This is a genomic window from Actinoplanes sp. NPDC051513 (genome assembly GCF_044454685.1).
GTDB lineage: Bacteria > Actinomycetota > Actinomycetes > Mycobacteriales > Micromonosporaceae > Actinoplanes.
Genome location: NZ_JBITDW010000043.1, coordinates 1 through 18,033 on the forward strand (window position 1 = coordinate 1; position 18,033 = coordinate 18,033).

At 67.2% G+C, this 18,033-nt stretch carries 19 protein-coding genes and 1 pseudogene; 9 read left to right on the forward strand and 11 right to left on the reverse strand.

What is annotated here, in order from left to right; genetic code table 11:
- Nucleotides 1–130: 130 nt before the first annotated feature.
- Both ACIA5D_RS50275 and ACIA5D_RS50280 read right to left on the reverse strand, forming a co-directional pair.
- Nucleotides 131–538, reverse strand: a complete 408-nt coding sequence (locus tag ACIA5D_RS50275) for a type II toxin-antitoxin system VapC family toxin (RefSeq protein WP_396037857.1) — start codon at nucleotides 536–538, stop codon at nucleotides 131–133.
- Between the two features lie 209 nt (nucleotides 539–747).
- Nucleotides 748–1,290, reverse strand: a complete 543-nt coding sequence (locus tag ACIA5D_RS50280; protein ID WP_396037858.1) for a hypothetical protein — start codon at nucleotides 1,288–1,290, stop codon at nucleotides 748–750.
- A gap of 308 nt (nucleotides 1,291–1,598) precedes the next feature.
- Between ACIA5D_RS50280 and ACIA5D_RS50285 the strand changes: the two genes are divergently transcribed.
- From ACIA5D_RS50285 to ACIA5D_RS50305, 5 genes are all read left to right on the forward strand, one after another.
- On the forward strand, nucleotides 1,599–1,934 hold the full coding sequence (locus tag ACIA5D_RS50285; RefSeq protein WP_396037859.1) for an integrase core domain-containing protein: 336 nt from the start codon (nucleotides 1,599–1,601) through the stop codon (nucleotides 1,932–1,934).
- Nucleotides 1,935–2,639: 705 nt separating this feature from the next.
- Nucleotides 2,640–3,218: a TetR/AcrR family transcriptional regulator gene (locus ACIA5D_RS50290; protein WP_396037860.1), complete on the forward strand. Its 579-nt coding sequence runs from the start codon at nucleotides 2,640–2,642 to the stop codon at nucleotides 3,216–3,218.
- Nucleotides 3,215–4,372, forward strand: a complete 1,158-nt coding sequence (locus ACIA5D_RS50295; protein ID WP_396037861.1) for a GDSL-type esterase/lipase family protein — start codon at nucleotides 3,215–3,217, stop codon at nucleotides 4,370–4,372. Before ACIA5D_RS50290 ends, ACIA5D_RS50295 begins: the two co-directional genes overlap by 4 nt.
- Nucleotides 4,373–4,944: 572 nt before the next feature.
- Nucleotides 4,945–5,871 (forward strand): lysostaphin resistance A-like protein, encoded by a 927-nt coding sequence (locus tag ACIA5D_RS50300; protein WP_396037862.1) that lies wholly within the window; start codon nucleotides 4,945–4,947, stop codon nucleotides 5,869–5,871.
- Nucleotides 5,872–6,170: 299 nt separating this feature from the next.
- Nucleotides 6,171–7,001, forward strand: coding sequence for an enoyl-CoA hydratase/isomerase family protein (locus ACIA5D_RS50305; protein ID WP_396037863.1), 831 nt, complete (start codon nucleotides 6,171–6,173; stop codon nucleotides 6,999–7,001).
- Between the two features lie 103 nt (nucleotides 7,002–7,104).
- On the opposite strand, the gene ACIA5D_RS50310 is transcribed toward ACIA5D_RS50305, so the two are convergent.
- Nucleotides 7,105–7,839: a hypothetical protein gene (locus ACIA5D_RS50310; RefSeq protein ID WP_396037864.1), complete on the reverse strand. Its 735-nt coding sequence runs from the start codon at nucleotides 7,837–7,839 to the stop codon at nucleotides 7,105–7,107.
- A 248-nt stretch (nucleotides 7,840–8,087) separates the two neighbouring features.
- On the reverse strand, nucleotides 8,088–8,477 hold the full coding sequence (locus ACIA5D_RS50315; protein ID WP_396037865.1) for a sigma-70 family RNA polymerase sigma factor: 390 nt from the start codon (nucleotides 8,475–8,477) through the stop codon (nucleotides 8,088–8,090).
- Here ACIA5D_RS50315 and ACIA5D_RS50320 point away from each other — a divergent pair.
- The 3 genes and pseudogenes from ACIA5D_RS50320 to ACIA5D_RS50330 form a co-directional block, all read left to right on the forward strand.
- On the forward strand, nucleotides 8,449–9,105 hold the full coding sequence (locus ACIA5D_RS50320) for a hypothetical protein (RefSeq protein ID WP_396037866.1): 657 nt from the start codon (nucleotides 8,449–8,451) through the stop codon (nucleotides 9,103–9,105). The genes ACIA5D_RS50315 and ACIA5D_RS50320 overlap by 29 nt on opposite strands.
- 129 nt (nucleotides 9,106–9,234) lie before the next feature.
- Entirely contained in the window at nucleotides 9,235–9,630 is a 396-nt protein-coding gene (locus ACIA5D_RS50325; RefSeq protein ID WP_396037867.1) for a hypothetical protein, read from the forward strand.
- Nucleotides 9,631–9,879: 249 nt separating this feature from the next.
- Nucleotides 9,880–10,288: pseudogene (locus tag ACIA5D_RS50330) on the forward strand (transposase); the annotation flags it as partial.
- Between the two features lie 43 nt (nucleotides 10,289–10,331).
- On the opposite strand, the gene ACIA5D_RS50335 reads toward ACIA5D_RS50330, so the two are convergent.
- From ACIA5D_RS50335 to ACIA5D_RS50355, 5 genes are all read right to left on the reverse strand, one after another.
- The gene (locus ACIA5D_RS50335; RefSeq protein ID WP_396037868.1) at nucleotides 10,332–10,565 is read right to left on the reverse strand and encodes a GNAT family N-acetyltransferase; all 234 of its coding nucleotides are present in this window, start codon (nucleotides 10,563–10,565) and stop codon (nucleotides 10,332–10,334) included.
- A 103-nt stretch (nucleotides 10,566–10,668) separates the two neighbouring features.
- Nucleotides 10,669–11,163 (reverse strand): aminoacyl-tRNA deacylase, encoded by a 495-nt coding sequence (locus ACIA5D_RS50340; protein WP_396037869.1) that lies wholly within the window; start codon nucleotides 11,161–11,163, stop codon nucleotides 10,669–10,671.
- 145 nt (nucleotides 11,164–11,308) lie between these two features.
- Nucleotides 11,309–11,488 (reverse strand): TetR family transcriptional regulator, encoded by a 180-nt coding sequence (locus tag ACIA5D_RS50345; protein WP_396037886.1) that lies wholly within the window; start codon nucleotides 11,486–11,488, stop codon nucleotides 11,309–11,311.
- Between the two features lie 297 nt (nucleotides 11,489–11,785).
- Nucleotides 11,786–13,243, reverse strand: a complete 1,458-nt coding sequence (gene tnpC, locus ACIA5D_RS50350; protein ID WP_396037870.1) for an IS66 family transposase — start codon at nucleotides 13,241–13,243, stop codon at nucleotides 11,786–11,788.
- 62 nt (nucleotides 13,244–13,305) lie between these two features.
- A complete protein-coding gene (locus ACIA5D_RS50355) occupies nucleotides 13,306–13,710 on the reverse strand; it encodes a hypothetical protein (protein ID WP_396037871.1) in 405 nt (134 codons plus the stop codon).
- Between the two features lie 119 nt (nucleotides 13,711–13,829).
- Here ACIA5D_RS50355 and ACIA5D_RS50360 point away from each other — a divergent pair, with 119 nt between their 5' ends.
- Entirely contained in the window at nucleotides 13,830–14,102 is a 273-nt protein-coding gene (locus tag ACIA5D_RS50360) for a transposase family protein (RefSeq protein WP_396037872.1), read from the forward strand.
- A 17-nt stretch (nucleotides 14,103–14,119) separates the two neighbouring features.
- Here the strand turns inward: ACIA5D_RS50360 and ACIA5D_RS50365 are convergent, their stop codons facing one another.
- On the reverse strand, nucleotides 14,120–16,141 hold the full coding sequence (locus tag ACIA5D_RS50365; RefSeq protein ID WP_396037887.1) for a DUF4158 domain-containing protein: 2,022 nt from the start codon (nucleotides 16,139–16,141) through the stop codon (nucleotides 14,120–14,122).
- 621 nt (nucleotides 16,142–16,762) lie between these two features.
- The gene (locus ACIA5D_RS50370; protein WP_396037873.1) at nucleotides 16,763–17,926 is read right to left on the reverse strand and encodes an epoxide hydrolase family protein; all 1,164 of its coding nucleotides are present in this window, start codon (nucleotides 17,924–17,926) and stop codon (nucleotides 16,763–16,765) included.
- Between the last annotated feature and the right edge of the window lie 107 nt (nucleotides 17,927–18,033).

Sequence of the window (18,033 nt, forward strand, 5' to 3'; positions counted from 1 at the left end):
GGTGAAGCTTCTCGACTATCTGGATCGCCTCGCCCGTCGCGGCGCCTGGCCGCCGCGCTGATGGCAGTGCGTAATCGCCATGGGCGGCCCATTCGCGATGACAGCGGCATGAGCGGACGTTGCGCATCTGTTACTGCTCGCCGGTGATCAGGGCTCGGAGCGGTGCCACCGGAACGACGTTCTCGGCCTTGGCCACCAAATCCGGGTCGACCGTGACCAACGCATCGGCTTGCAACCGGGTCACCGCCAAGTACTCGGCGTCACGCAGGGTGTCCCAGTCCTGTTGACGCGCAATCCGCCACGCTGTTGCACGCGACACCCGGTCACCGAGGAGTCGCATTTTGAGTTCGGTGATCCGCTCGTGAACCTCGAGCGCTTCGCGATCAGTACGTCCGCCTCGACGGACGTCGCGCAACAACAGTTGCAACGCCTCCGAACGAATGATGTTCGGCGCAATCAACTGGTGACTGCGGTTAACGGCAAGAGCGTTGTCCACGAGATGCAGCAAGGTGGCGGCGTCGATCACGTAGCGGGCCATCCCGCCACGGTAGACCGGACCACGACGCCCCGTTCGAGCAGTGACGGCCGTTCGTATCATCCAGGCGCGTAGACGGGCGCTCGCTCATCGGCAGGAGCGTGCGCCAGACCACCGCACCGTGCATCACGCCGCGTGACAGTTCACCGCCGACCGCCACCCGCGGTCGGCGGCAGATCCGTACGTCCAGTCACACCCGCTCGCCTGTCGGCCTACGGCAGAGAAATCTTAAAGTCGGGTCCGTCGTCGGGCACGACGAACGGCGCATACCCCACGGCGACGACGTCGACGACCAGATCGGCGAAGACCAGCGAGAGGTTGTGCCCATTCGTCTCGATGGCTGCTTCGTAGAACGGGATGCCCATGGAACGAGACCAACGCTCAGCGCCGGCCGACTCGCTCAACAGCCTCATCCCCGGGTACAAGTTCTGCCATTTGACGCCCCAGACGTACCCCTCCAGGTCGCGGCCTTGGTCGTAGTCCACGAGCCGGTCATCGAGCGACTCGCCCCAGACCTGCGGCGAGAGGGCAGACGCAGCCGCGGCATGAACGCAGTACTTGAACCGGTACCGAAGGTGTACCGGGGCGATCTCGGTGCGTGGGTCGGCCGTTGCATAGACGAAGACGTCATAGTCCCGCAGGTAGTCGGCGAAGCCATGAAACACGATGGCCTGGTCGAAGACCTCATCGAATGCTGCCTGGATGCCCGCCTCGTCCACGAGCAGATCCTTCACCATGCCCCAGCCGTTCTCCAAGAACCCCTCGCCTGCACAAACAGCATCCGAAACACGTGATCAAGATGGACCGACGGCCGTGACGCTCAGTAGCGCGCGCCTTGCGGCAGATGAATGCGCCGGGCGGTCTTGCGCATTGGTAGCCATTCCGCATTCTGCGATGGTCGTGTGCGGCTGATCGGGTCGTCGCTGATTGGACAACCGACGGCTTCTCCGCGTTGCCGCGGTAGTGCGTTCGGGATGTCTTCGCGAACGACTCAGCTCAGTGCTGGAGGGGCACCAGGGCGCATTATCGGCCGACTGGCCCGTTGCCGCGTCGTGGCGACTCTGTGCATCGGTTGCCGAGCAAATACCACCCAAGCTTCCCGGGCCGGTTCGGGTCGATCCAAGACGCCCGCGCGTTCTGCGACACGTTCTTCACCTGGTACAACCACGAACACCACCACACCGGGATCGGCCTGCACACCCCGGCCGCGGTCCACTACGGCCACGCCGACGCGATAACCGTTGCCCGCCAACAGGTCCTGGACACCGCTTTCGCCCAGAATCCCGAACGGTTCACCCGCCGACCCCAACCGAAGAGCCTGCGACTGGCCGACACCGCCTGGATCAACAAACCCGAACCCGCCACCGACCAAGCCGAGGCCCTGACCCTCGCTGCTTAACACCCACTGGTCTCACCGATCTTGACAAATTCCGGATCGCCGCCGCGGCCCTCGTGATCCTGCACATCGAACACGGCCGGACCACCTGAACCCATCACCCAACGTCAACGGGCGTTACTCGGAAAGCCTCACTGGGCGACGAGCTTTCCTCGTGGGTTCACCGAAAACAACTGAGCTGATCGACCCGGATCGGTAGCGGAACACGCGCTTCCCGTTCGGCACTCCAGTCATCCGCAGGGCGACGCCAACCTGTACCGACCACCTCTGTCTCTCCGCAACGACGGACGAGAGGTGGCCGGTACAGGTTGGCGCTTCCCCCCGGCGGCGGACACGACATCAGCGCCCTGCGCCAAGCTTGCGCCCAGCTGGCCGCGGACGGTCCCGGCAAACGGGAAGGAGTGGCGCCGCTCCCATCACCTTGGCGCTCACAAACGATGCGGAGGGCCGAACGAGTGGTCGGCCGCCTCAACACCCTGACCGGTGAGCTGCTCGCCTGGGTCCGCGTCGCAAGCAATACGCCGCATCCGGGTGACAGAACCCCGCCGACGAGCACGCAGCGACCCACCCGAAAGCCCGCCGCCGCACCGTCCAGATCGAGTTGGACGCCGTCCGCGATAGGTAGGGCACTGACCAGCGAAACTCACTCTGAGCATGCGGTTTCCGAAAGGTCTTAGGTTTGTGCATAATAGCTTTAGGAGGACGGGCATGGTGCGAGTGGGACTGACGGCGGAACGGGTGGCTCGGGCCGGTGCCGAGCTGGCTGACGAGGTGGGCTTTGAGCACGTGACGCCCTCGGCGGTCGCGCGGCGGGTCGGCGTGCAAGTGGCCAGCCTCTACTCACATGTTCGCAACGCGGAAGATCTACGCGTCCGCATCGCGTTGCTCGCCCTTCAAGAGATGGCTGATCGAGGCGATGCCGCGCTGGCTGGGCGGGCCGGCCGGGACGCGCTGGTAGCGCTCGGCGCCACCTATCGCGACTACGCCCGCGAGCATCCCGGCCGGTACGCCGCCGCGCAGCTACGGCTCGACCACGAGCTCGCCATGGCCAGCGCCGGCCCCCGGCACTCAGCCATGATGCGGGCGATGCTGCGCGGTTACGAGCTGACCGAACCCGATCAGACGCACGCGGTCCGGCTCATCGGCAGCGTTATCCACGGATACATCACCCAGGAGCTGGGCGGCAGCTTCGACCACAGCGAACCCGGCCCGCAGCAATCGTGGGAGCGCATCCTCGACGCCCTCGACTCGCTGCTGCGCCACTGGCCCCAAGAAGGACAACGATGATCACCACACCTGTCACCGCCGAACTGATCCGCGGCGCCGTCGAGCTCGAACCGACTGCCCTCGGCCTGATGCCGCACCGGTTGCCCGCGTGGGCCCGAGCCCAGGGCAACGACCCGCAACTGAGCATGGCCGAAAGTCAACCCTCCGGCGTACGGGTGGTCTTCCGCACCCGCGCGGCAGTCATCGAACTCGTCACCGCGCCGACCAAACTCGTCTACCGCGGCGCCCCGCCCCGGCCGCAGGGCGTCTACGACCTGTACGTCGACGGCGTTCTGGCCGGTCAGCAGAGCGTTACGGGCGGCACCACTGTCACGATCGACCTGGCCACCGGCGTGACCGAAGCCGAGCCCGGCGAGCCCGGCCGCGCGCGCTTCGAGGGCCTCTCCCCCACGCTGAAGACCGTCGAGATCTGGTTGCCGTTCAACGAGAAGACCGAAGTGGTCGAACTGCGCACGGACGAACCGATCGAGCCCGCGCCCGCCGTCGATCGCCCGCGGTGGCTGCACCACGGCAGTTCGATCAGCCACGGCTCGAACACGGCGAGCCCCAGCACCACCTGGCCCGCCATCGCCGCCACCCGCGCCGGCCTCGAGCTGACCAACCTGGGCCTGAGCGGCAGCGCGCTGCTCGACCCGTTCACCGCCCGCACGATGCGCGACCTGCCGGCCGACATGATCAGCGTGAAGATCGGCATCAACGTCGTCAACGCCGACCTGATGCGCCTGCGCGCGTTCGGACCAGCCGTGCACGGCTTCCTCGACACCCTGCGCGAGGGCCACCCGACCACACCACTGCTGGTGGTGTCGCCGATCCTGTGCCCGATCCACGAGGACACACCCGGCCCCGGCGCCTTTGACCCGGCCGCGCTGGCGGAGGGCCGGGTCAGCTTCGTCGCCACCGGTGACCCGGCTGAGCGGGCTGCGGGCAAGTTGACACTGACAGTCATTCGCGCGGAACTGGCCCGCGTCGTCGCCGAACGCGCCGAGACGGACCCACACCTGTCCTATCTGGACGGCCTGGAGCTGTACGGCGAAGCGGACTTCGCCGCCCATCCCCTGCCCGACCAGCTTCACCCGGATGCCGCCACCCACCGTCTGATCGGCGAACGCTTCGCGCAGAAGGCCTTTCCATTGCTCGGCCACCTGACCAGCTGACGCTCCGACGGCGTCCCAGAGCTTGTGGTGGATCACGTCGTAGCTCGTCACGGCCCTGGTCTGCATCGCAGCATCAAGCAGGCCAGGAAGCCCGCGTCTCTGTCCCGCCCATGGGTGTGATGACGCTGCCCGGGCGCGTCCGGTCGCCCGACGACGTTGCCGAGTTCAGAGGGTTCGACGACGCCGGCCGTCCGTGACCGCTGCAGCCTTACCGTCCCTTGACCGAGGCCGGCCGAGCGCTGAGCTGGCCCGACGCTCAACTATGAGCCTCGTGGCGCGCGATCGTCCGGCCCGCCTTCTGTCGAGTGGGGGCTACGGGGAGTTGCCGGTCACGCGGCCGATGCCTTTTCCTTTGGGCCCTTGACTGTGTGCCCGCCACATGGTGGGGGTGATCACATGACGACATCGATGTTCAGCATTGGTCTCTGCGCGGCCGGAAGGCGGCGCAGGACTGGTTCCTCACCAATACTGGCTCTCCCCTCGATCGTCGTGACCGCCGCGTTCGAGCCCCTTCTTGTGAGGGCTGAACGGTGACCGTAAGCACAAGCAAGGGTCAGGCTGACCATGACGCCGTGTCGGCGCTGCCGGGTACCGATCCCGACCGCCCCTTCGGCGTCCACTTCCGCATGACGCGGTGGAAGTCACTGATCGTTGTCATCGCGATCCCAGCGACGCTTCTGCTCGTCCAGGTCATCGTCTTCCAGGGAGTCGTGGCGATCGAGGGTCCGGCCGACCCGAACAGGCCTTCCCTCACGCCGCTCACGATCGCCGCGACGGGCATCAGCACCGCGATCACCGCCGTGCTCATGACGATGCTGGTGGCGGCCATGGCCAAGGTGCCGTGGCGGGCTGTGTTCCGTCACACCCGAGCCTTCGATCGGCGCCGTGTCGGCATCTACATGTTGGGGTCTGCGGTTCTTGTGGGCCTGACCCTTCTCGTGACTTTGCTGATCGCACCGGAGTCGACGGGATGGGGCTCGTTCGCCGTTGGAGCGACCACCATCGCCATCATCCTCGTCACCCTCGTCGCGACCCCACTGCAGTCCGCAGGCGAGGAAATCGCGTTCCGCGGAGCGCTCATCCCGGCGGCCGGCTCCTGGTTCCGCAACGCCCGCCTCGCCATCACCTTCGCCATCCTCGTCTCCGGCGCGCTCTTCGCGCTGGTCCATGTGACGCTGGACCCGTGGCTCGTCAGCTATCTGATCGTCTTCTCAGCGTGCACGGCCGCCATGGGTCTCATCAGCGGAGGCCTGGAAGCCGCCATGGCCCTCCATGTCTCGAACAATGTGATCGCCGGCATCGTGAATTCCCTGTTCACCGGGGGCGAGTCCACGACTCTCAACCGTGCCGTAGGCGCGGGCCCCAGCGCCAATCTCATCATCCTGATGGCAATGAATGTCTTGGCGGTCCTCATGGTCTGGCTCGTGGAGCGCGCGAAGCGGTCGCATGCGCGTGACAACGAGCCCGTGGCGGCGCCGCACCTGAGCGGGCCGGCCTGACGGATTCGACGGCCCATCACCGGTGGGTGGCGGGCGACCAACCAGGATCACGGCGTGCGAAGGCGACGACCCATTCCACCGAGAAGGGTCCGGCGAGACTGTGTACTCCGGGCCGAACGCCATGCCGGGGCCGCGCCACTCAGGCTTGAGCGTTGCCCATGTGCCGCCGGCTGGACTGTGTTGCGGGAACACGCTTTTTACTGGGTGGGCGCGTCCCGCTCGGTCCGGTCGAGCGACCGGCACGCTGCGCGACTGGGCGCGCCCTCACCAGGCGCCCTGCACATGAGATCGGAGTCACTGTGAGCAACCACGACACGTACCAGGCCTTGCGGGTGACCCTCGACGACGGCGTCGCCCGGGTCGTGATCGACAACCCGCCGGTCAACGTGCTCGGCGCCGCCCTCATGCTCGAACTTCGCGACCTGCTCACCGTCCTCAAGGACGACGACACCGTACTGGTGATCGTGTTCGAGAGCGCCGACCCGGAGTTCTTCATCGCCCACGTCGACATGTCCGGCACCGCTGAGGCCTTCGCACCGCTCGCGGCCGGCCTCCCGGACGGCGTCAACGTCTTTCAGGCCCTCGGCGAGCAGCTGCGAAACCAGCCTCAGGTGACCATCGTCAAGCTCGCCGGCCTGGCCCGTGGGGGCGGGGCCGAGTTTGTCGCCGCCGCCGACATGAGCTTCGCCGCGATCGGCCGCGCCGGACTCGGCCAGGTCGAGGCGCTGATGGGCATCGTGCCCGGCGGTGGGGCCACGCAGTATGTCCGTGCCCGTGTGAGCCGCAACCGCGCCCTGGAAGTCGTGCTGGGCGCGGACCTGTTCGACGCGGAGACGGCCGAGCGGTACGGCTGGGTCAACCGGGCGTTGCCCGCCGACGAGCTCGACCCGTTCGTCGACCGGCTCGCCCGCAATATCGCCGCGCTGCCCCACGGGGTGATCGCCGCGGCCAAGGCGGCCATCGTCGCCGACGATCTGACCGAGGGGCTCGTGCGCGAGGATGCCGCCTGGGCGGGCCTGTTCGCCCGTCCCGCCGCCATGCGGCTGATCAGCGGCGGGGTCACCCACGGCGCCCAGACCCGTGAGGGCGAGCGTGACCTCGAAGCCCTGCTTCGTGGCCTGAAGGACTAGCGCAACGGCGAGAGACGCGATGGGCGCTCGGCGCCCGGTTGCCGATGCGGCAAGGCCGCACCCGAGGTTGTTCCTCGAGTGCGGCCCCCTGACCCGGTGGTGATCAGAACTTGGCGGCGGCGACGTCCGCGAGCGTCACCCGGGACACCGTGTAGGTGGTGGTGACGGAGGCGTCGGTGTACTTGACCGGCATGCCGCTCTCGGCGTCGACGACCACGCTCTCGGGGCTGCTGACGGCCGGGGCGCCGGCGGTCAGGGTGAGCACCTTCCGGCCGTCGAGGGAGCCCTCCTCGATTGCGATCTCGGGCATCTGGTCGAGCAGTCGCAGCACGCCGGCGCGGACGGCCGGGTCGCCGGCACCCTCGCGCAGCGCATCCATCGAGTTGTTCCACACCCAGTTGTCGGTGCCATTGACCGGAACCCCCGTGGCGCCCGAGACCTTCCTCTTGATCTTGTCCGCCTCCGAGAGCGGCCTGACGGCGCCCGGAGACTCGAACGGCGCCGGGTCGTCACCCGTGTGGTAGGCGCGTGCCATCCGCTTACGGGCCTCGTTCAGGTCGCCCTTGGCCGCCAGCCTCGCCGCGGCGACCGCCCGCTTGCGGCCGGCCTCGTCCGCCTTGTCCATCTGTGATCGGCCCTCCTTGACCCGGGCCGGGAGTCCGGCGCGGGTCCTGGCGAAGAAGTAGTCACCGTTGTCGGCGTACAGGTCCCAGTCGTCGACCTTCTTGCCGTCGGTGTAGGCCTGGCTGCGCGAGATCAGTGTCGCGTCGCCCTCGGTCTGCGTGAGCGTGGTGAGGTGGCCGACCAGGCGCACCACCGGAGGCTGCTCGGCGGTCACGGACGAGCCCGGTGCGGCGAGGTTGGGCGCCGGCGACTGGGACGGGACGCCGGTGCCACCGGAGGCGAGCCACCGCCGTGACCGCGGCGGCGGCGAAGGTGCCGCCGGCCGTGGCGGGCCAGGCGATCTGGCGCCGGCTCATCTGCTTCCCGCGGGCCAGGATCTCGTCGATCTGCGGCGAGTATGACGGGTCGGAGCGGAAGCCCTGCAGCGCCGTGGTGAGGCGATCCTCGGTGTCGTGAGACATGTCAGTACTCTTCCTTCAGGACGGACTTCAGCTTGATCAACGCGCGGCTCGTCTGGCTCTTGACGGTGCCCTCACTGCACCCGAGGGTTGCGGCGGTCTCCCGCTCACTCAGTCCCTCGAGAAACCGCAGGACGACGGTGGCTCGCTGCCGAGCCGGGAGCGACTGCAACGCTTGCAGCAGCTTGGCCCGGTTCACGACGCTGTCGGCCATGTCGGCGACCGCCGGATCCGGCACCCGGGTGCCGGATTCCACAACGTGTTTCCGATTCCGGCGCCAGCCGCGCCGCGACTCGTTGATCAGGATGCGACGTACGAAGCCTCCCGCTGACGGCGCCGGCGAACGCAAAGGTCTCCCGCCGGCCATGCTGGCCGCGCTCTGGACGGTCAGCAACGGCCGCTGTTACGCCCCGGCGTGTCCACACCCGGTGGCGTTCGAGGTCAGACCGGGAGAGTTCAAGAAGAACGCGCAGGTCGCCCACATCTACGGCGTGCGTCCGGGCGCTCCGCGCTACCGGCGCGACCTGCCCGCCGAGAAGCGAGACTCCTTCGAAAACCTTCTCCTGCTCTGCCTGGCCCACCACGAGGAGATCGACGGCAAAGACGGTGAGAAGCGCTACCCGCCGGAACTGCTCCGAAGGTGGAAGGTCCAACACGAGGGTGCCGAGAATGCCGTCCTCGACCGGCTGCGGGTGATGGACACCGACGCGCTCATGAAGCTGCTGACCGAGATCGCCGAACCGCCCGTCAAGCGACTGGAAGCCATCGTGGAGCGGCTCGAGGAGACCCATACCGTCTCGGCCGAGACGGTAACCGAGCTGAAGTCGATTATCGCTCTAATGTCCGACACGGGCACAGGTGTGAACGCCGCCACCGCAGCGAGCCTCGCCTACGCCGCCGAGGTGCTCAACCCCTCGGATCTCAAAGCAGCTGCGGCCGGACTCAATCATGCTGCCGACGTGCTGCCCGGCGTCATCACCCGGATCGAGAACGGAGTGAGCAGCATGAACCAATACATGTAGGCCTTCAGCTCGAAGGCCGGAACCGCCATGTCAGTTGACGCTCCGTTCGCGACGTCGGTCGCCGAGGCCGATCGACGTCACGAACATGTCCACGACGTATCCACCCAGCTCAGGAACGATGTGAATTCCGTGGCGGTCGGTAAGATCGAGCAGGACTATCTACGCCGGGTGGTGCTGCGGGAGCATGGCAGCAGCCACACCCCGACGGCCGCGCCAGGTTTCATCACGGCCACGACCCGGGCAGCCCTGGCAGCCGGCTACCACGTGGTGCTGGAAGGGATCCTGCACACCAGCCAGTACCGATGGCCGCTACGCGAGTTGATCGCCGAGCATCCGGGGCCGTCGTTCACGTACTGGATGGACGTGACGCTCGAGGAAACGCTGCGCCGGCACGCCGGCCGCCCCGACCTCACCCATGTGACCGCCGACATGATGCGCGGCTGGTACACCCCGCTCGACCTCTTCGGCGTCGTCGGCGAAACGGTCATCGCCGAGACCTCCGGCCTCGAGACACCGTATCGATGATCCTGCACGGCAGCGGCCTTGCCGTAGCTGCCGCGTTGACACCCTGCCCACTGCGGTGTCCGACCTGCGCCCAGAAGCACCAACCGGTGAGCAACGCCACGACCACCAACAGCCCCACCGAATCCTTCTCCGGGAGGCAGATGTGAGCGCACACCAGCACGACCGACCCGACACGACGCTGCTCCCCGGCGAGGCAGCGGGGATCTGGCAAGCCGTGGCCGCGTCCCGGGAATGGTTGAACGAGCACAACGGCGACAGCGACCCAGAGATCGGCCTGCGGGTGCTCAAGGTCGTCGCGCCGCCCGGCCGGACGGCGCCCCGATCTACGTCATCCTGGACAACCTGTCGGCCCACAAGAACCGGCGCATCCGCGCCTGGGCCGAGAAGAGCAAGGTCAGGCTGCTGTTCGCGCCGACCTACGCCTCGTGGGCCAACCCGATAGAGGCGCACTTCGGACCGTTGCGCCAGTTCACCCCTGGCCAACTCCCACCACCTCAACCACACCGTCCAGACCCGCGCCCTGCACGCCTACCTACACTGGCGCAACGCCCACGCCCGCCATCCCGACGTACTGGCCGCCCAACGCCGCGAACGCGCCCGCATCCGCAGCGAGAAGGGCATCCGCTGGGGCGGCCGACCCCTCACACCCGCAACCTGAACCTCTCACCCATCCAGTGATCGTTTCCGGTCACGGCACAACGTCAGGTTCTCGCATCACGGGCGATCCGGTACAGCACGTTCCGACGCAATGGCCCTTCAGACACGGTGGGGTCGTCGAAGTCGTCGCCTGGATCCCGGGTCATGCCGATTCGGCGCATCACCGCTTGAGACCGGAGGTTGGTGGCGGTCGTCACCGCAAGAATTTCCGGGAGTTCGAGAGTCTCAAAGCCGAAGGTCAGGCCGGCCAGGGCCGCCTCGGTAGCGTAACCGTCCATGACCCCGCTCGTGCACCGTCGCCGCTCAACTGCCGCTGGCAGACGAAGCCAACCGCAGACCTTCTGAAGGAACGTACCGGAATCCGAGGACCGGGCGCGGAGGTCAGTGAGGCGATTCCTCAGCGCTGATGTCGGTGACAGTCGCGCCGTAGGCGGCGACTAGGGCGTCCGCGTCGACGAAGGCGATGCGCCCGGCCGTCCCCGCGCCTACGGCGATCCGGCGGCCGACTATTCGCTCGTCGGCGACGACCGGCCAGGCCGTGGTCGACCCGATCGGCGTGACGCCGCGCCGGTAGCCCGTCGCGTCGAGGGCCATTTCGTCGTCGGAGATCCGCAGTTTGTTGACGCCCACCACCGCGCGGAGCTTCGGCCACGAAATCTGGCGGCCGCCGGGGATCAGCGCGAACAGGAAGCTTCCGTCGTGTCGCTTCACGACAAGCGACTTCACGATCTCGACCGGCTGGATGCTGAGCAGATCGGCTAGCTCTGCGAGATTCTGCGCCTCCAGATGCTCGACGATCTCGACGTCGAGTCCGCGCGCAGCCGCATCTGCCTCGAACCGCTCCGCGCCGTCGATCACACGACCTGCGTCGCTCATTCCTCTACCTCTCGGGCTTGAGCACGCAGGTATATGACCCTCCGCACGGGCATCACAATAGCCTGCGGGCCTCCAGGCGACAAAGCAACCGGTTGAGTGAGAACCGTCGTCTCCACAGGGGAGCGCCCGCGGCTGGCATCTGCCTTCAGCGCTGGGCGATCGGGTCGGGCCTCGACGTGGCCGACCACCAGCGGAAGATGGTCCGCTCGCCTGCCCCGGCGCGCGACGCTATCGCGTCGATCGTGACGTGGTCGTATCCCAGCGCCGTGGCAAGGGCCGCCGCGGCCTCGAGGACGGCCAGGCGGGTCGCCTCGTTCCGTGGCAGCTGGCCTGCCTGTCATGGAAGCAATCAAGCCTTCACCGTATCGTGCGGGTCCCCCAGCACCCCGTTCCATACGCCTGGACACGGCCACTGGTTTCCTACCATGCTGTTGTCCCCTTTTGCCTTTCGGCTCCGGGTAAGGCATCAGACCCAGGAATATCCCTCCGAATTCCTCCCGATTCAACCGGGGATATCGCAGAGTGCTTCGTGGCGCACCGTGATTCCCTATCGTGCCATCCTCGACGTCCCCCGCGAGGTAAGCATTCAGAAGGATCTGTGACGCTGGGTGATTCGCGCTGATCAGGCGTCGAGTGCGACGGGTGGCATCCACAGGTTGCCGGTGAAGGCGCGGTGGATCGCGTCGAAGGCTGACAGGCCGTGCTTGCGGGCGCTGTCGAGGTAGGAGCGAATGGTCAGCCAGGCGGCGGCTCCCGTTTCGGACTGATGGCAGCCCGAGATCTTCACCTGCGTCTTCACCGGACGGAGCGCCCTTTCCGCCGCGTTGTTCGTGAACGGCACCCAGCCGGGGAAATCGGCGAAACGCAGCACGTCACAGGCCCGCCGTTGGAGACGTTCCAGCAGGTTCCGGGCCGGGGACTGTTTGTGCCCGGACACGCGGGGATGCAACGACAGCCCGACGCGCAGGCCGTGGTGGAAGGACTTGAGGTAGACCTTGGCCCGCTCGGGTGGAATCTCGCTCAGCCCATCGGCGCGGGCCTTGCCGGCCTGCTTGTTCAGCTCCGCCAGAGCCCAGCGGATCTGTCCGGGCCACCGCTGGGTGGGGTGGTCCTCGGCCGCGGCGGTCAGCTCTCTGACCAGGTGAGATCCACACAGTTGGTGCCGGGCGCCGGGGTAGCCGTCATACAGCGACAGCGAGTCGTGGACCAGCACGTCGCGGAAATCGGGCAGGATGCCCAGGGCGTTCACGCCGTCGCGGGAGCGCTCGCCCAAGCCGAGCAGCGTCAAGTGGCTGGTGCAGGCCACGTGCAGCCAGCGCCGCGTCGTCCCGATCCTCGTGGTGGTCTCATCGACGTGCAACACATGGGCGAGCGTAAGGAGGGCACGGATCAGCTTGACACTGTCGGTGACCAGCAGCGCGGCCTCAGCGACGATCGAACTCACCCAGCCGGGTGACACCCGGGCTCCGGTGACATCGGCGATCAGCTGAGCGCAGCGCTCTACCGGGACGTGCTGAAAGACCAGCAGGTAGGCGGCCAGCGCGCGCAGGTTCGGGCCGTACGACGACGGGGACCCCGCCACCTGCTCGGGCAAGACCGCTGCGGTGACCCGGCCGCAGCCGCCGCACCGGCTCCGGTGCGTGCGATGCTCGGTCACCATCACGGTAACCAGGGGAATGTCGCGGACCTGACGACGCGCGAAGCCGACGCTGTCGGCGGCCGACAGCATCTTCCCGCAGCCGCCGCACGCGTCAGGGAGGTGCTCCTCGACCTGGTCCGGAGTCTCGACCATGGCCAAGCCCGCGCCGGGTGCCCCCGGCTGGCGGCCACGCTTCTTCCTGGTGCTGACCGGCGGCTTCTTGTCCGGCCGGACGAACGTGTCGCTGGACGGCGGCAAGGACGAGTTCCCCGAGTTGCGGCCAAGCCTGCGCTCCAGCTCGGCGACCCGAGCGGTCAGCCGGTCGACCGTCTCCTCCAGCCGCGCGATCGTCTCGCGCTGGGCCTCGATCGTGTTCATCTGCCGGACCACCAGCGCCGCCAGCTCGTCATACGACGGGCGGCGATCCGGGGGCTTCGACACCCGAAGATCATCCCACCGCGCAGGCGCTGCTCACGCCATCGCGATCTCGAGCTCCTGAATGCTTACCCCGCGAGACGGTTTCTTACCTTTCCCAGCTGCTGTGCGCCGAGCGGCGCGAGCGAGGCACGCGCAAAAACACCAGGAGCCTCACCTCCTGGTGGCAGGCAGTTTTCGGGCTGGTGTGGCTGCGCAACGGCGGCGATGTTCGCCAGCTCGGCCTGGGCATCGGGCTGTCGCAGGCGACCGCCTACCGGTACCGGGACGAAGTCATCGATGTCCTGGCAGAACAGGCACCCGAGCTGAAGGACGCACTGGAGCAGGCGCGCGCCGACGGACTGCCGCACCTGATCATCGACGGCACGCTGACGAGCATCGATCGGGTCAGCGAAAAGAAGACGAGTGTGAAGGGCAAGGAGATCGACGCGTGGTACGTCGGTAAGGCCCGCGCCTTCGCTGCCAATCTGCAAGGGCTCATGCAGCCCGGAGGCTTCCCGAACTGGATATCCGGCGCACTCCCCGGGTCCACCCACGACATCACCGCAGCGCGAGACAGGTTCTCGATGCCATCCGCCCCTATCTCAGGGACATGCCGCTCCTGGCCGATTCAGGCTACGAAGGCGCTGGCAACGGAATCCACGTCCCGGTCAAGCAGCCCGCAGACGGACGGGAGTTGGACGTTGACACCCGTACCAGAAACGCGCTTCTTCGTTCTCTGCGCTGCCTGGGAGAACGCGGCTTCGCGCTCTTGGAGCAACGCTGGCGGACGCTTCAGCACATCACGCTCAGTCCAAGCCGAGTCGGCGATATCGCCAAGGCCGCTCTCGTTCTCACCCACGTCGAGCACGGCAAGATCACGTGAGAGTCGCTGGGATTACCTCAATACAGCCGGTCCAGGGCGAGGGCGGGTTCGCCTTCGGCGGCCATCGGCCGCATGCCGACGTTCATCGCCTGGCTGACCAGGACGGCGGCGATCGAGGTGATCATGTCCTGTTTGCGGGAGGGCGTATCCCCCGACACATGGGTGAAGTGGTCCAGGCAGCCGGTCCAGGAGTGCACCTCCAGCAGGGCGTCGGGCAGGTCCACGATGGGCATGCGGGCGTCGATGCCGGCGCGCAGCGCGGTCAGGGAGGCGGGCTCGTCCAGGCGGTCCAGGCCGGTGAGCACCAGATGGTCCTTGCCATCTTCGTTCTTGGCCAGGCGTACCCAGTCGTTGCGCCCCTCCTCTTCACCGGACAGGCCGGCGGCCAGTTGGCGGTAGGCGAAGTCGAGAGTGGCGGCCCAGCGCTCCACATTGGCGCCGGGCTGCGGTGACAGGTTCAGCTCATCGCAGATGCGGGGCCGGGCCCGCTCCCACTCGGCGCCTCTCAGCAGCCCGGCGGTGGGGTCGCCCCACTTGCGCAAGCCCGGCACGAACACCTCGTGGCGGCGCAACGATTCGCGTAGCCGCTCGACGACCGCCACGGTGTAGGCGTGTCTGTTGAAGGTGCCCGCGTGCTCGCCGCGCTTCGGGAAGACGCGCCGGTGCCAGGCTGAGGACAGCAAGCCCGCCGGAACCTCGCTGGGGTCGACGTCGGTGCGACGGCGCTCGATCGCTGTGAGGAAGTCCAGCGCCTGCAGCACCTCATGGCCGCGCCGCACTCCCTGACCGGCGACCTGACCGGCGGCGATGGCGGCGCCGGCGGCGAAGTCGAGGTGCTTGAGCAGCTTGGGCAGGAACCGTCGGACGGTGGCGTAGCGATCCAGCAGTTCTTCCTGGAAGTCCTCATCGGGTTCGCGGGCGATGTCGCCGATGACGTCGGCGGCGGCACCGATGGCGGCCAGATCCATCTCATCGAGGGCGGCGCGGATGTCGCCATCGGGGATCTCGGCGACGGAGCGGACCTTCAGCCACACCTCGCGCAGCACGATCGCCGCGGTGTCGAGGTCTTTGAGGGTGCGCATCCGCTCCTTGCTGGCTTTGAACGCCGAGGTGCGCAGCAGATCGCCGACCGCCAGGTCGAACACCTCGACCGCGTCGTCGGCCGACTGGGGGGCCATGGTCGCGGCGAAGGCGACCAGGGTGGCGAGTTTGCGGTCACCGGCCAGTTCAGCGACCGCCTGGGCGCGGGCGGCGTGGGCGAAGCGGGCCAGCGCGGCGATCTTGCCGGGCGGCACCGCGCTCAGGTCCCAGCCGGCCGCGCCCAGGCCGCGTAGTTCCACATGCCGATCCAGGGTCTTGACCAGGCCGGTGCTGCTGACGTCGGTGGGGCTTTTGCGTAATCGGTCCAGCCGGGAGACCCGCCCGCCCTCCTCGATCTTGACCAGGTTCTCCAGCACGGCGGCCTGGTTGGGGCTGGCGGCCAGCAGCGCGTTCTGGCGGGCGGCGACGCGCTCGCGCAGCGCGGCGATGAGCCGCTCCAGGGTGGTGACGCCGGGCAGCAGGATCTTGGCCTCCACCAGGCGGTGGGTGGCCAGGTCGAACAGCACGATCGGGCGCTCGCCTGTGGTCCAGGCCCGTTTGTAGAGCCAGCAGGCCAGCGCGAACCACTGCTCGCCTGCGAAGGCGGTGAAGCCGTAGCCGGTGCGGATCTGATCGCGGTGATCCCAGCGGGCTTCCTTCTCGCCGTACCCTTTCAGGTCGGCTGCCTGCAGGCCGAGCTGCTCGGCGACGTAGTCGACCACCGCGGCGGGAACGTCCTCGGGATCGTCCAGGAAGCAGTTCAAGAACCGGGCGGTGCCCAGTTGCACGGACCAGCCGAGCTGGTTGCGGGCGCCGTTGGCGACCATCGCCCGGCGCCGGTCGTCGACATCCAGGTGGAAGAAGGCGCCCAGCTGGGCGACGTCGGGGACGGCGTTGAAGACGCCGTATCGGCTACGTTGCTCGGGGTGAGGAAACTGACCGGCATGAGGGGCCTCCAGGCATGCGAGGGTGCCCCCACCTCGCGTAGCGCGGCGGGGGCACCCTCACGGATATCAGCACGGGTCAGGTCAGATGATCAACATGACCGATTACGTGGTGCATTGTGTCAGTACCACGCCGGTCATGATCACCGGGGCGATGCGTGTGCACGCCCGGCTGCCGATGATCGGGACCTGCCTCTCGCCCCGGGTTGAGCGGAGGTTCCCACGCGGCAGGAACACGGGCCAGCGGCTAGGGTGTCTGAGAACCCGAGCGAACTCGGGTTCTCAGACACCCGTGACCCATGTGAGGCGACTCCCCTCCGGTAGTCGGCCTCACCCGTTGTGCATACCAGTAACCCGCCGGACGCGGAGAGCGAATACCGGGAACTGTCGGTAGAATGGGGGCCGCCGGCTAAGGTGGCCGCAGGGTGAATGGATGCGGCGTCGGGCGGTCGGGCCGGAGTCTGCGGGCTGACTTGAAGAGGTAGAGCCCCTCGTCGCGAGATTTCACCAGAAACTCGGCCCCCGGAAACGTGATCGACCTCACGCCTTGATAAGGCATGCTGCACCCCCAGCGCCTTTGGTCGATTCAGTGAAGCCCGAGTGATACGCGTGCGCTCCTGAGCTCGCGCGTTGGCGTCAGGAACGAAGGGTGCGCAGGCCGGTGCGGATTTCGCTGACCAGGATCTCGGGCTGTTCGAAGGCCGCGAAGTGCCCGCCCTTGTTGGCCTCGCCGTAGTGGATCAGATTGCTGTAGGTGTCCTCGATCCAGCTTCGTGGCAGGCGTGGGATGTCCCTCGGGAAGACAGTCACCGCGACAGGAAGAGTCAGCTTCGGGCCGGCGAAAGTGCGTGATTTGTTCTCCCAGTAGATGCGGCCGGACGACGCTGCGCTGTTGGTGAACCAGTAGAGCGATATCGCGTCGAGCATGTCGTCGATGCCGAGGGTGTCCTCGGCCAACCCGCGGTTGTCGGTCTTGGACTGGAACTTTTCGTAGATCCAGGCCGCCTGACCAGCGGGAGAATCTGCCAGGGCGAATCCGACGGTCTCCGGCTTCGTGCCCTGAAGGTGGTTCGACCCACCGAGATCACCGGTGTAGAGGGCGAGGGTCTCCACGGCGTGACGCTGTTCGGGCGACAAGGTGTCGGGTATCTGGGCGGGAAAGGCAAACTGGGTGTTCAGATGAATGCCGAGAAGCCCCTCAGGTTGCATGGCCCCGAGGGCGGTGGTGACGGCGGCACCCCAATCGCCGCCCTGTGCGGCCCATCTCGGGTAGCCGAGACGCTTCATCAGCTCCACCCACGCGCTCGCGATGTGCGATACCGTCCACCCGGTCTTCGTGGGCTTCTGGGAGAACCCGAACCCGGGCAGCGACGGTACGACCACGTCGAAAGAATCGGCGGCGTCCCCGCCGAACGAGACCGGATCGGTCAGCGGGCCGATCAGCTTCAGGAACTCGACGATCGAGCCCGGCCATCCGTGCGTGAGTATCAGCGGCATAGCGTCGGGATTCTTGGACCTGACGTGGATGAAGTGGACGTCCAGCCCATCAATCGTGGTCAGGAATTGGGGGAAGCGATTGAGCTCGGACTCGAAGCGCCGCCAGTCGTAGCGGTGCTCCCAGTAGTCGACCAGAGATCTGGCGTTCTCTACGCGAACCCCTTGCGACCAGTCGCCCACCGTTTCCGGATCCGGCCATCGAGTTCTGGCCAGTCGTTGCTTCACGTCGTCGATCTCCGAATCCGAGATCGAGACGGTGAACGGGCGGATGAGGGCCGCGGTTGGCGGCGTCGGTGCGGTCATTGCCTTCTTCTCTTCTCTTCTCTTGAGCTTCGAAGCACAGCACAACTCTCCGTTGCACACTGCTGTGCAGCCTATTTCATTGCACACCAGTGTGCAGTGTGATTAAT